We start from the raw sequence: 12,606 nt of genomic DNA, 5'->3' as shown, positions 1-12,606 counted from the left end.
ACGGCCGATGGCACTGCAGATCAGCGCGACGAACCCGGAGCACCCCGCGCTCCTGCTGGAGCTGCCGTGGGACGTGCCCCTGGAGGAGTGGCCGGAAGAGGTCCTCGTCCCGCTCCCGCGCGGCATATCCCGGCACGTGGTGCGCTACGCCCGCGCCGGCGACGAGGTCATCGCCGTCAAGGAACTCGCCGAGCGGCCCGCCCTCAACGAGTACGACATGCTCCGCGACCTCGACCGGCTCGCCATCCCGTCGGTGGACCCGCTCGCCGTGGTCACGGGCCGCACCGACACCGACGGCAACCCGCTGGAGTCCGTCCTGGTCACCCGGCATCTCGGCGGCTCGATGCCGTACCGGTCGATGTTCGAGACGACGATGCGGCCCGCGACCATGCACCGCCTCATGGACGCCCTGGCCGTCCTCCTCGTACGACTCCATCTGGCCGGGTTCGCCTGGGGCGACTGCTCCCTCTCCAACACCCTCTTCCGCCGGGACGCGGGCGCCTACGCCGCCTATCTCGTCGACGCCGAGACCGGCGAACTGCACCCCCAACTCAGCAACGGCCAGCGCGAGTACGACCTCGACCTGGCCCGCGTGAACATCAGCGGCGAGCTCCTCGACCTGGAGGCGTCCGGGGCGCTGCACCCCTCCGTCGACGCGATCGAGTTCGGCATGGAGATCTGCGACCGCTACCGCAGCCTGTGGGAGGAGCTGACCCGTACCTCGGTGTACCCGGCGGGCAAGTACCACTACATCGAGCGCCGTATCCGCCGCCTCAACGACCTCGGTTTCGACGTGGCCGAGATGCAGATCGAGCACGCGAACAACGGCGACACGGTCACCTTCGTGCCCAAGGTCGTCGACGCCGGCCACCACCAGCGCCAGTTGCTGCGGCTGACGGGCCTGGACACCGAGGAGAACCAGGCCCGGCGGCTGCTGAACGACCTGGAGAGCTGGATGGCCACCCAGGACGACTACGCCCCGGGCGACCCGCTCGGCGCCCGCCCCGAGGTCCTCGCGCACCGCTGGGTGCGGGACGTGTTCCGTCCGACCGTGCGCGCCGTGCCGCTGGAGCTGCGCGGTTCGATGGACCCGGCCGAGATCTACCACGAGCTGCTGGAACACCGTTGGTACCTGTCGGAGCGGGCGCAGCACGACATCGGTCTGGACACCGTGGTCGCGGACTACATCGAGAACATCCTCCCCAAGGCCCGCGAGACCCTCCTGCCGACCGAGCCCGTCCCCGAGTGACTCAGGCGGGCGGGACCACGGCCACCGGGCAGCCCGCGTGGTGCAGGACGCCGTGCGCGACCGATCCGATGCGAGCTCCTACGGCGGTACGACGGGCCCGGCGGCCGACGACCATCAACTGGGCCCGCGCCGCCACCGACAGCAGCACCTGGCCGGCGCTGCCCATCTCGATGTGCTCGACGACGGGGACGTCCGGGAAGCGCTCCCGCCAGGGTTCCAGGGCCGTCTGAAGCGCCTGCTTCTCGCGCGGCTCCAGACCGCCCGTCTCGTCGAGGAGCTTGAGCGAGCCCGGGCTGTAGGCGAACACCGGGGGCAGCGTCCAGGCCCGTACGGCCCGTACCGTCGCCCCGCGCGCGGCGGCCGTCTCGAAGGCGAACCCGAGGGCGGCGGCGCTGTCCTCGGGGTCCTCGCCCTGCTGGCCGACGACGATCTCCCGGCCGGCGGCCTCGGCGGTCGGCTCGTCCCCGGCACGGACCAGCACGACGGGCCGTACCGCCTCCGCGATCACCTGCTGGCCGACCGAGCCGAGCAGGAACCCGACGACCGGCCCGTGCCCGCGCGAGCCCAGCACCAGCAGCTCCGCGCCCGCCGCGGCCTCCACCAGTGCCTCGACGGTGCCACCCTCCAGGACGTCGGTGGTCACGACGAGCCCGTGGTGGCGCACGGCGACCGCCTCGGCGGCCTCGGCCACCGCGTCACGCACCCAGCCGGCCTGCGTCTCCGGGTCGGACAGCACGTCGAGCGCCACGTCCGCCTGGAACCGCCAGGCCTGCACCACCCGCAGCTCCAGCCCCCGGCGGACCGCCTCCCGCGCCGCCCAGTCCAGTGCGGCGAGGCTCTCCTCGGTCCCGTCGAAACCCACGGTGATCGGGCGCGTCATACGGCTGTCTCCCTCGGCGTGAATGATCAGGCACCTTCCCCCAGTCTTCACTACGCTGCCGCCATGAGCCTGGTGTGGGAACAAGTCAACGTGGACGCTGCCGATCCCGTGGCCCTGGGCCGCTGGTGGACCGAGGCGCTGGGCTGGGTCGTCGTCAACGACGACCCGCACGAGTACGAGATCCGCCCCGAGAAGGACCGGCTGCCGGGGCTGCTCTTCTCCCCCGTCCCCGAGGGCAAGACGATCAAGAACCGGCTCCATCTCGACCTCCGCCCCGACGACCAGGCGGCCGAGGTGGCCCGCCTCCTCGCCCTCGGCGCCCGGCACGCCGATCCCGTGTACGGCGGGTTCTCGTGGGTGACGCTCCTCGATCCCGAGGGCAACGAGTTCTGTGTGCTGAGCGGCGGGACACCGCATACCTGAGCGAAGCAGGACGTTCGAACATACGATGGGCGACAGCCACAGCCGACGACCCGGGGTGGGAGACGCATGGCACAGGCCGCCGAAGCAGCGCGGACCGTCATCCTGACCGTGGACGACGACCCGGGAGTCTCCCGTGCCGTCGCCCGTGACCTGCGGCGGCGCTACGGCGAGTCGTACCGCATCGTGCGCGCCGAGTCCGGCGAGTCCGCGCTGGAGGCGCTGCGCGAGCTGAAGCTGCGCGGTGACCTGGTCGCGGTGATCCTCGCCGACTACCGGATGCCGCAGATGAACGGCATCGAGTTCCTGGAGCAGGCCCTCGACGTGTACCCGGGCGCGCGCCGGGTGCTGCTGACGGCGTACGCGGACACGAGCGCGGCGATCGACGCGATCAACGTCGTCGATCTCGACCACTACCTACTCAAGCCGTGGGACCCGCCGGAGGAGAAGCTCTACCCGGTTCTCGACGACCTGCTTGAGGCGTGGAAGTGCAGTGACTACCGGCCCGTGCCCGCCACCAAGGTGGTCGGGCACCGCTGGTCGGCGCGCTCGTCCGACGTCCGCGAGTTCCTGGCCCGCAACCAGGTGCCGTACCGCTGGTACTCCGCCGACGAGCCCGAGGGGCAGCGGCTGCTGGCGGCGGCCGGGCAGGACGGGCAGCAACTGCCGCTGGTGATCACGCCGGACGGCACACCGCTGGTCGCGCCCGAGGCGCCGGAGCTGGCCGCGCAGGTGGGGCTGGCGACCACGCCCACGGCCGAGTTCTACGACCTGGTCGTCATCGGCGGCGGTCCGGCCGGGCTCGGCTCGGCCGTGTACGGAGCGTCGGAAGGGCTGCGGACCGTGCTCGTGGAGCGGTCGGCGACCGGCGGGCAGGCCGGGCAGAGCTCCCGGATCGAGAACTACCTCGGCTTCCCGGACGGCGTTTCCGGCGCCCAGCTCACCGACCGGGCCCGCCGGCAGGCCGCGAAGTTCGGCGCCGAGATCCTCACCGCACGCGATGTGACGGCGCTGGAGATCAACGGGGCCGCAAGGGTCGTACGGTTCTCCGACGGCTCGGCGATCGCCGCGCACAGCGTGATCCTGGCGACCGGTGTGTCGTACCGGCAGCTTCAGGCGCCGGGCTGCACCGATCTGACCGGGTGCGGGGTGTACTACGGCTCGGCGCTGACCGAGGCGGCCTCCTGCCAGGGGCAGGACATCTACATCGTCGGCGGCGCCAACTCGGCGGGGCAGGCGGCGATGTACCTGTCCAAGGGCGCCAAGTCGGTGACGCTGCTGGTGCGCGGCCCCGACCTGGCCGCGTCCATGTCGCACTACCTGATCCAGCAGATCAACGAGGCGCCCAACATCTCGGTGCGCGCGCGGACGGTCGTCGAGGCCGCCCACGGCTCCGACCACCTGGAGCAGCTCACACTGCGCGACGTCGACACCGGGCAGACCGAACTCGTCGACGCGCAGTGGATGTTCGTGTTCATCGGCGCGGCCCCGCTCACCGACTGGTTGGACGGCACGGTGCTGCGGGACGACCACGGGTTCATCCTGGCGGGGCCCGACCTGACCGCCGACGGGCGGCCGCCCGCGGGCTGGGAGCTGGACCGGCCGCCGTACCACCTGGAGACCAACATCCCCGGGGTGTTCGTGGCGGGCGACGCGCGCGCGGAGTCCGCCAAGCGGGTCGCGTCCGCCGTCGGAGAGGGAGCCATGGCCGTGATGCTCGTTCACCGGTATCTGGAGCAGTCATGAGCGGGCAGTTGATGCCGTGCAGCCCCGCGGAGATCGGGTCGCTGTTCCTGTTCGAGAAGCTGTCCCCCGAGCAGTTGGGGCAGTTGTGCAGCGCGGGGCGGGTGGAGAAGTTCGAACCTGGCCCGGTCTACGCCGAGGGTGAGCCGGCCACCTGCTTCTACGTCATGATCGAGGGCACGGTGGTGCTCTCGCGGCGGGTCGCCGGCGACGACGTCGAGGTCACCCGCACCTCCCAACGCGGCGTCTACGCGGGCTCGATGCAGGCATATCTGGGCGACCGGGTGCCGCAGGTCTACAACAACTCCATGCGGGTCACCGAGCCCACCCGGTTCTTCGTGCTGCCGGGCGAGAAGTTCTCGGACTTCATGCAGGAGTGGTTCCCGATGGCGGTCCATCTGCTGGAGGGACTGTTCTTCGGTTCGAAGAGCACCCAGCGGGCCATCGGCCAGCGCGAACGGCTGCTGGCCCTCGGCTCGTTGTCGGCCGGACTCACGCACGAGCTCAACAACCCGGCCGCGGCGGCCGTGCGCGCGACGGCGACCCTGCGCGAGCGGGTCGGCAAGATGCGGCACAAGCTCGCCATCATCGCCCAGGGGAACTACGCCCCCGAGGTCATGGCCAAGCTCATCGACATCCAGGACCGCACCGCCGAACGCGTCGCCAAGGCACCGACGTTGAGCCCGCTGGAGGCCTCCGACCGGGAGGACGCGGTCTCCGACTGGCTGGACGACCACGACATCCAGAACGGCTGGCGGCTCGCCCCCACCTTCGTGCAGGCCGGCCTCGACGTGGACTGGCTGGACCAGGTCGCGGCGGCCGTGGACGAGGAGCTGCTGCCGAACGCGATCGGCTGGCTCAACTACACCGTCGAGACCGAGCTGTTGATGGACGAGATCAACGACTCCACCAACCGCATCTCGCATCTCGTCGACGCCGCCAAGCAGTACTCACAGCTCGACCGGGCGCCCTTCCAGAACGCCGACGTCCACGAACTCCTCGACAGCACCCTGCTGATGCTCTCCGGCAAGATCGGACAGCAGATCAAGGTCGTCAAGGACTACGACCGTACGCTCCCGAAGATCCCCGCCTACCCGGCGGAGCTCAACCAGGTGTGGACGAACCTCATCGACAACGCGGTCTCCGCGATCAACGGCGCGGGCGGCGAAGGGACGTTGACCGTACGGACCGCTCTCGACCACGAGCGGCTGCTGGTGGAGTTCCGTGACACCGGGCCCGGCGTGCCGAAGGAGATCCGCGGCCGGATCTTCGACCCGTTCTTCACCACCAAGCCGGTCGGCGAGGGCACCGGGCTCGGCCTCGACATCTCGTGGCGGATCGTCGTGAACAAGCACCACGGCACGTTGCAGGTCGAGTCGGAGCCGGGCGACACCCGCTTCCAGGTGCTGCTGCCGCTCACCGCCGAGGAGAACGACACCATCGAGGAGTTGGCGTGACCGACATCCAGGGACTGGACCCCAGCGTGCCGCCGAGCGGGAGCGGCTGTGCGGAGTGCGACGCCGCGGGCGGGTGGTGGTTCCATCTGCGGCGCTGTGCCCAGTGCGGGCACGTGGGGTGTTGCGACTCCTCCCCCGCCAAGCACGCGACGGCCCACTTCGAGGAGACCGGGCACCCGTTGGTGCAGAGCTACGAGCCCGGCGAGGAGTGGTACTGGAACTTCCGCACCAAGGAAATGTTCGAGTCCGGCCCTGCGCTGACCCCGCCCGACAGCCATCCCGCGGACCAGCCCGCGCCGGGGCCGGCGGGACGGGTTCCGGCGGACTGGGCGAGGATCTTGCGGTCGTAGGGGCGCCCCAAGACGGCCGGCACAGTGACAGGATGTGTTCGTGCCTCTGACCTCCTTCTCCTCTCCCCTCGTCGGGCGTGACGACGAACTCGCCCGCCTCGCCGCGGTCCTTGAGCGGGCCCGCGGCGGGGCCGCTCGCGGTGTTCTCATCGGTGGGGACGCCGGGGTCGGCAAGACCCGGTTGCTGGACGAGGTCACCCAAGGTGCCGCCCGGGACGGGATGACCGTGCTCACCGGGCACTGTGTGGATCTCGGGGACGTCGGTCTGCCCTATCTGCCGTTCACCGAGATCCTCGGAGTGCTGGCCGCCGACGAGCGGTTCGCGGGCGTGCTCGCCGGGCATCCGGTGGTCGACCGGCTGCTGGGCGGCGGCACCGACGACGTGCGGGACATGGGCGGACGGCTGCGCCTCTTCGAGGGGATCGCGGGGCTGCTGGCCGATCTCGCGGACGTGGCACCCGTGTTGCTCGTCCTGGAGGACCTGCACTGGGCCGACCAGTCCTCGCGGGACCTGCTGCGGTTCCTGCTCAGCCGGGGCATTCTGCAACGCCCCGCCGGAGGGGCGCCCACGCACCGGCTGGCGGTGTTCGCGTCGTACCGCGCCGACGACCTGCACCGGCGTCACCCCCTGCGGCCGTTGCTGGCCGAGCTGGTGCGGCTGCCCGCCGTGGAGCGGCTGGAGCTACGGCCGCTGGCCGACATCGAGGTGGCGCAGCTCGTGCAGGCACTGTGGGACCGGCCGCTGCCGGACGCCACGGTCCGGCGGATCGTGGAGCGGGCCGAGGGCAACGCCTTCTACGCCGAGGAGTTGGTCGCGGCGACCGACACCGAGGCGGGCGGGGTGCCGAGCGGGCTGGCCGACGTCCTGCTGATCCGCTTCGAGCAGCTGTCGGACACCGCCCAACTCGTGCTGCGTACGGCTGCCGTCGCAGGGCGGCGGGTCGAGCACGACCTGCTGAGCGAGGCCGTCGGACTGCCCGAGGACGAGCTGGAGTCGGCGCTGCGCGAGGCGATAGGGCGGCAACTGCTCGTGCCGGGCGAGGGGGACACGTACTCCTTCCGGCACGCCCTCGCCCGGGAGGCCGTCTACGCCGATCTGCTGCCCGGTGAACGGGCCCGGCTGCACGGCGCGTTCGCCCGGCTGCTGACCGGGCGCGGCCATCGCGCCGAGACGGCGGCCGAGCGGGCCCACCACTACCGCGAGAGCCATGACCTCGCCGAGGCCCTGGCCGCCTCGCTGGAGGCGGCCGATCACGCCCAGCGGGTCGGGGCGCCCGCCGAGGAGCTACGGCATCTGGAGACGGCCCTCGACCTGTGGTCGGCGGTGGAGGCGTCGGCCCGTCCCTCCGAGGACCGGGTCACGCTCACCCTGCGTGCCTCCGCCGCGGCCGCGCACGCCGGCGAGTCGCATCGCGCGGTCTCCCTGACCCGGGCCGCGCTCGCGGGCATCGACCAGGACGCCGACTCGGAGCTGGCCGCCCGGGTCCGCTACACCCTCGCCGGGAACCTGATCAGCGTCGACAGCCTCACCGCGGCCTTCGCCTACAGCAGTGAGGCGCTCGCTCTCATCCCGGCCGAGCCGCCGTCACGGACCTGGGTGTGGGCGGCGGCCACCCATGTCATGGCGGCGCGTCATGTCGGGGAGAACGAGACCGCGTTGCGGGTCGCCCGCGAGGCCCTGCGGGTCGCCGAGCAGCTGGGGGCCGCGGACGCCCGGGCCGACCTGCTCATCTCCCTCGCCGGCCTGGAGGGCGCCGGCCGGCGCACCCCCGAGGGGCGTGAACGCCTCGGCCGGGCCCGGGAGTTGGCGCACGAATCGGGCAACGCGTCCGTGGAGCTGCGCGCCCTGTTCAACCTCGCCATCGGCAGCTACGAGTCCGGGGACCTCGAGGAGGCGCTCCCCTATCTGTCCGAGGGCATCGACCGGGCCCGCCGCGCCGGGCTGCTGTCCTCGCTGTATCCGCAGGCGATGCGCCATCTCCAGCTGCTGGTGCTCTACACGCTGGGCCGCTGGGACGAGGCGTTGCGGGCGGCGAACGGGGCCGGGATGCTGCCCGCGATCGACGGGTACGCGGCCGGGCCCGCGCTCTATGTCGCCCTCGCGCGCGGCGACTTCACGGCCGTCGACCGGGCCCGGGCCCTGCTCCGGGGCCCCTTCGACTGGATGGCCACCCTCGTCGCGGCCATCGCGCTGACCGAGGCGGCGTCGCTGCGCGGGGACGCCGAGGCCGCGGTGGAGCAGGTGCGCTCGTCGGTCAAGGCCCTCACCGACGACGCGGGCGCCCGACCCGACGTCGCCGTCCGGCTGGCCGCCCTCGCCCTGTCCGCGGTCGCCGACACCACCGCGGGGCTGCGGCTGACCGGCGACGAGGCCGGTGCGAAACGGTGGGCGGCCCCGGCGGACGAGCTGGTGGAGCTGGCCCGGCACACGGCCGCGCGCGGCGACGACGGGAATCCGCAGGGCCCGGAAGGGCAGGCGTGGCTGGCCCGCGCCGAGGCGGAGTGGGCACGGGCGGTGTCCGGTCCGGACGTGGCGGCCTGGAAGAAGGCGGTGGCCGCGTTCGACTTCGGCGACACCTATGAGCACGCGCGCTGCCAACTGCGGTACGCCGAGGCTCTGCTGGCGGCCGACCGGCGCGAGGAGGCGGCCGTTCAGGCCGGTGCGGCGCGCGAGGCGGCCCTGCGTCTGGGGGCGACGCTCCTGCTGGAACAGACGGACACGCTGATCCGCCGGGGCAGGCTGTCGACCGCCCCCGCAGAGCACAGCGCCTCGCCGCTCACCGCCCGCGAGCAGGACGTGCTGCGGCTCCTCGCCCTCGGCCGCAGCAACCGGCAGATCGGCGAGGAGCTGTTCATCAGCGGCAAGACGGCCAGCGTCCATGTCTCCAACATCCTGGCCAAGCTGGGCGCCGCGAGCCGTACCGAGGCGGTGGCCGTCGCCTACCGCGAAGGCCTCATCGCCCCGGAGTGACGGCTCGTCAGTTCCCGGTGCAGTCCAGGCTGTCGAGGTCGACGGCGTCCGCCGTGGCCTGCATGCCCTTGTCGTTGGGGTGGATGTGGTCGCCGCCGTCGAAGAAGGGCAGCATCCGCTCGTGGTCGTAGGGGCTGCGCAGGACGCGGTCGAAGTCGGTGACGGCGTCGAACTCCCCGCTGACCCTGATGAACCGGTTCACCTCCTGCCGTACGGCCTCGGCGGCGGGGTCCCATTCCGACCAGCCCTTGAAGGGGCCGACGGTGGAGACGACGAGGCACTTGCCGGCCGCGTGCACCCGGTCGGCGATCTGCCGGTATCCGTCGATCAGGTCCTGGGCGGTGACACCGGTGTGGGACTTGATGTCGTTGACGCCCTCGAAGAGGAAGACGGTGCGCACCCCCGGCAGGGAGAGCACGTCCCGGTCCAGCCGGTTCAGGGCGCTCTGCCCGGGGCCGTCCGTCAGCACCCTGTTCCCCGAGATGCCCTCGTCGGCCACGCCCTTGACCGTGTTCGGCGCCTTCTGGAGGCGCCGGGCGAGGTAGTCGGGCCAGCGGCGGTTCAGGTCGGTCGTGGACTGCCAGCCGTCCGTGATGGAGTCCCCGAGCGCGACGACCGCACCGATGCCGGGGGCCGCCCGCACGGAGACCGCGTCGAGGTAGAACCAGGAGCCGATCGACGCGCCCCACCGGTCGCCGCTCTCCTCGGCGGTGTGGTCGCCCTCGGTGAGGTAGGAGGTCTGCATGGCCATCCAGTGGCCGGTGACCGGGCCTGCCGCGTCCGGGCTGTGAATGCTGACCACCAGGTCCGTCCCGGCGGGCAACTTCCCCGGTAGTGGATCGCTGTGGACGGTGGCGCCGGCCGGGACGGTGACGGAGTCCGCACCGGCGAAGGTGAGCCGCCGGTTGCTGCCGCGGACCAGCTCGGCGCCCTCCTTCCGCAGCCCGGCGTAGACGCTGTCGAAGGTCACCGGCCGGTCGCCGAAGGCGTTGGAGAGCCGGATGCGCAGGTCCCGCCCCGCAACGCTGGTGTGCACGACCATGCGGTACCCGCGGTCAGCGACGGCCTCGCCCATGCGGTCGGCGCTCGCGCCCCAGGTGACGACGCCGTCGGGCGGGTTCTCCGCCGCCGAGGCCGGAGGGATCTGAAGGGCCACGGCCGCCAGGGCGGCGGCCAGCAGGCGGCGCGGCCGGGTCACCGGGCGAAGTCCTTCAATGTGACGGAGGCGCCCGGTCGGAGCGTCACCGTGCGGCTCGTTCCCCCGTACTCCACGGTCGTGGTGCGGCCGCCGACGCTGTGTATGCATGCCTCGATCGGTTTGCCATCCCTCCACCGTAGATCGACGACGAAACCGCCCCGCGCCCCCACCCCGGTGACGGATCCGGAGGCGGCCCAGGCGTCGGGAAGCGCCGGCAGGAGTTCGATGTGGCCGGGGCGGGAGTAGAGCAGCATCTCGATCATCGCGGCGGGGGTGCCGAAGTTGGCGTCGATCTGGAAGATGCCGCGGCCCTTCTCCACCTCGTAGATGTCGAAGAGGTTGAACGCGGTGCCGTTGCTTCCGTCGCTGGACGGGCGGAGGTTGTTGACCACCAACTGGTAGGCGTTCTCCGCGTTCTTGAGGCGGGCCCAGCACAGCGAGCGCCAGGCGTTCGCCCAGCCGAAGCTCTCCATGCCGCGGGCGGTGAGCAGGGCGGTGGCGCCCGCCACCAGGTCCGACGGGGAGTCGGGACGGATGCGGTCGCCGGGGAAGAGGCCGACGAGCGGGGACAGGTGGCGGTGAGTCGTCTCCCCCAGGTTGTCCGGAGACATCCACTCCTCCAGCCACCCCGTCTTCGGACTGACCTGCGGCAGATAGAGCCGCTTGCGGAGCCCGGCGACCGTGTCGGCGAAGCCGCTGTCCCGCTTCAACTCGGCGGCCGCGACGCAGTAGTTGCCGAAGAGGGCCCACACGAGCTCTTGGGCGTAGGTGATGCCCTTGGCGTCGAGCGGGCCGTGTTCGGGCGACCAGTCGCTGTCGGCGATGAGCACTTCCCGCGTGGTGCCCGGCAGGGTGGTGGTGAGCAGCCGGGCCTCCCAGAACTCGCAGGCGCCTTTCAGGAGGGGGTAGATCTTCTCCAGATGGGTGCGGGAGCCGGTGAACTCGTAGTGCTCCCACAGGGAGCTGCACAGCCAGGCGTTGCCCGCCGGGTGCCACCACCAGCCGCCCCCGCCGTAGGGGTTGGTGGAGATGGCGACGGTCCATCCGGCGTTCCTGCCGGTGGAGTTGCGGTAGCGGTTGCGCGGGTCGTTGAAGAGACGGCGGGTCAGGTCGGTCCAGGACGGGAGCTGGGCGAGACAGTAGTCGGTGAGGGCGTCGAAGGACTGGGCGAGGCCTGCCCGGTCGGCCATCCAGTAGTTCATCTGGAGGTTGATGTCGGTGTGGTAGTCGCCCATCCAGTCCGGGTCGTTGCCGTCCAGCCACAGGCCCTGGAGGTTGAGCGGCAGGCTGTCCCGCGACCCGGCGATCATCAGATAGCGGCCGAACTGGAGGTACTGCGCCTCCAGTTCGGGATCGGGGACACCGTCGCGGGCGCGGGCCTTGAGCCGCTCCCAGGTGTCCAGCGAACGCTGCTCGGCCGTCGACGTGCCGAGGGACAGATCGAGTTGACCGAACAGTGCGCGGTGGTCGGCGACATGGGTGCGCAGCAGGACGCCGGCCGAGAGCGCGGCGGCGTCGCGGACCTTGGCACGGGCCAGCTTCTCGGGGTCGAGGGCGGGATCGCGGTAGCCGGCATGCGCGTCGGGCGCGTAGTTCGTGCCGCCGCTGACCAGCACGGTCAGGTCGCGGCAGCCGGAGAAGTCGATGCGGGTGCCGTTCACGGCGACCCGGCCGCCGCTGCCGTACGCCTTGACCGCCGCGCCGTAGCGGAGCCCGTTGGGGAAGGCGGCCCCGAAGGAGACGGCCGTCTTCCCTTCCCCGTGGGTGCCCTCCAGGGTCACGGAGCCGGTGTACCGGCCGCCGCCGCTCTGGGTGAAGTGCAGGACGATGACGTCGTCGGGGTGGCTGGCGAAGATCTCCCGGCGGTAGGTGACGCCGGAGCGGACGTACGACGTGGTGACCACGCCCCGGGCGAGGTCGAGGGTGCGGCGGTAGCCGTTGACGGCGGACAGGTCGTGGTCGGGGAGGTCCACGGTGAGCCGGGCGAGCAGCGTGAAGGAGCCGAAGTCCGCCCGCCCGTAGGGGAACTGGCCGTCGGCGTCGAGGGTGTCGTTGAGGCCGCCGGTCCACATCGTCGCGTCGGTGACGAGGAGGAGTTCCCGCCCGGGGTCGTTGCTCGCGAGGGCGCCGAGGCGGCCGTTGCCGACGGGCAGGCCCTGTTCGATCATCGAGTGCTCGTCGGCGGGGGCCTGCCACCAGAGTGTGGTGTCTGAACTGCCCTCATACGGAAGGGAGTCGGGCCGCTCTGGGGCCGCCGTGGCGGTGTACGTCGGCAGGCCGACGAGGGCGCCGGTCGTCGCGGCGAGGGCCAGCAGGTTGCGTCTGGACGGTTCGGGGG

The 12,606-nt window shown here is 71.8% G+C and carries 9 protein-coding genes; 6 read left to right on the top strand and 3 right to left on the bottom strand.

Going from position 1 to position 12,606, the window contains the following annotated elements; all coding sequences use genetic code 11:
• Positions 1–7 precede the first annotated feature (7 nt).
• Complete coding sequence (locus IQ210_RS12435; RefSeq protein WP_194079001.1) at positions 8–1,249, top strand: DUF4032 domain-containing protein; 1,242 nt, start codon at positions 8–10, stop codon at positions 1,247–1,249.
• 1 nt (position 1,250) lies between these two features.
• On the opposite strand, the gene IQ210_RS12430 is transcribed toward IQ210_RS12435, so the two are convergent.
• On the bottom strand, positions 1,251–2,129 hold the full coding sequence (locus tag IQ210_RS12430; protein WP_194079000.1) for a universal stress protein: 879 nt from the start codon (positions 2,127–2,129) through the stop codon (positions 1,251–1,253).
• A 63-nt stretch (positions 2,130–2,192) separates the two neighbouring features.
• Here IQ210_RS12430 and IQ210_RS12425 point away from each other — a divergent pair, with 63 nt between their 5' ends.
• The 5 genes from IQ210_RS12425 (at position 2,193) to IQ210_RS12405 (ending at position 9,070) form a co-directional block, all read left to right on the top strand.
• Positions 2,193–2,552 carry a VOC family protein gene (locus IQ210_RS12425; protein ID WP_194078999.1) on the top strand — a complete coding sequence of 120 codons (360 nt, stop codon included), beginning with the start codon at positions 2,193–2,195 and terminating at the stop codon, positions 2,550–2,552.
• A 66-nt stretch (positions 2,553–2,618) separates the two neighbouring features.
• Positions 2,619–4,295 (top strand): FAD-dependent oxidoreductase, encoded by a 1,677-nt coding sequence (locus IQ210_RS12420; RefSeq protein ID WP_194078998.1) that lies wholly within the window; start codon positions 2,619–2,621, stop codon positions 4,293–4,295.
• The gene (locus IQ210_RS12415; RefSeq protein ID WP_194078997.1) at positions 4,292–5,749 is read left to right on the top strand and encodes an ATP-binding protein; all 1,458 of its coding nucleotides are present in this window, start codon (positions 4,292–4,294) and stop codon (positions 5,747–5,749) included. Before IQ210_RS12420 ends, IQ210_RS12415 begins: the two co-directional genes overlap by 4 nt.
• Positions 5,746–6,099, top strand: a complete 354-nt coding sequence (locus IQ210_RS12410) for a UBP-type zinc finger domain-containing protein (protein ID WP_194078996.1) — start codon at positions 5,746–5,748, stop codon at positions 6,097–6,099. The genes IQ210_RS12415 and IQ210_RS12410 overlap by 4 nt, the downstream gene beginning before the upstream one ends.
• A gap of 40 nt (positions 6,100–6,139) precedes the next feature.
• On the top strand, positions 6,140–9,070 hold the full coding sequence (locus IQ210_RS12405; RefSeq protein WP_194078995.1) for a helix-turn-helix transcriptional regulator: 2,931 nt from the start codon (positions 6,140–6,142) through the stop codon (positions 9,068–9,070).
• Between the two features lie 7 nt (positions 9,071–9,077).
• Here IQ210_RS12405 and IQ210_RS12400 read toward each other — a convergent pair whose 3' ends face one another.
• Positions 9,078–10,268 (bottom strand): SGNH/GDSL hydrolase family protein, encoded by a 1,191-nt coding sequence (locus tag IQ210_RS12400; protein ID WP_407699695.1) that lies wholly within the window; start codon positions 10,266–10,268, stop codon positions 9,078–9,080.
• Positions 10,265–12,606, bottom strand: a 2,342-nt coding sequence (locus tag IQ210_RS12395) for a glycosyl hydrolase family 95 catalytic domain-containing protein (RefSeq protein WP_194078993.1), incomplete at its 5' end; no start/stop codon positions are given. The genes IQ210_RS12395 and IQ210_RS12400, both read right to left, overlap by 4 nt.

The organism is Streptomyces justiciae, assembly GCF_015163075.1.
Lineage (GTDB): Bacteria > Actinomycetota > Actinomycetes > Streptomycetales > Streptomycetaceae > Streptomyces > Streptomyces justiciae.
Note: the sequence above shows the minus strand (reverse complement) of the source record. Positions and strands in the feature narration are given on the sequence as shown.

Bases quoted from the DNA above. Each gene is read 5' to 3' on its own strand.
- IQ210_RS12425 (WP_194078999.1), top strand. From the start codon at position 2,193: ATGAGCCTGGTGTGGGAACAAGTCAACGTGGACGCTGCCGATCCCGTG.
- IQ210_RS12420 (WP_194078998.1), top strand. From the start codon at position 2,619: ATGGCACAGGCCGCCGAAGCAGCGCGGACCGTCATCCTGACCGTGGAC.
- IQ210_RS12430 (WP_194079000.1), bottom strand. From the start codon at position 2,129: ATGACGCGCCCGATCACCGTGGGTTTCGACGGGACCGAGGAGAGCCTC.
- IQ210_RS12415 (WP_194078997.1), top strand. From the start codon at position 4,292: ATGAGCGGGCAGTTGATGCCGTGCAGCCCCGCGGAGATCGGGTCGCTG.
- IQ210_RS12435 (WP_194079001.1), top strand. From the start codon at position 8: ATGGCACTGCAGATCAGCGCGACGAACCCGGAGCACCCCGCGCTCCTG.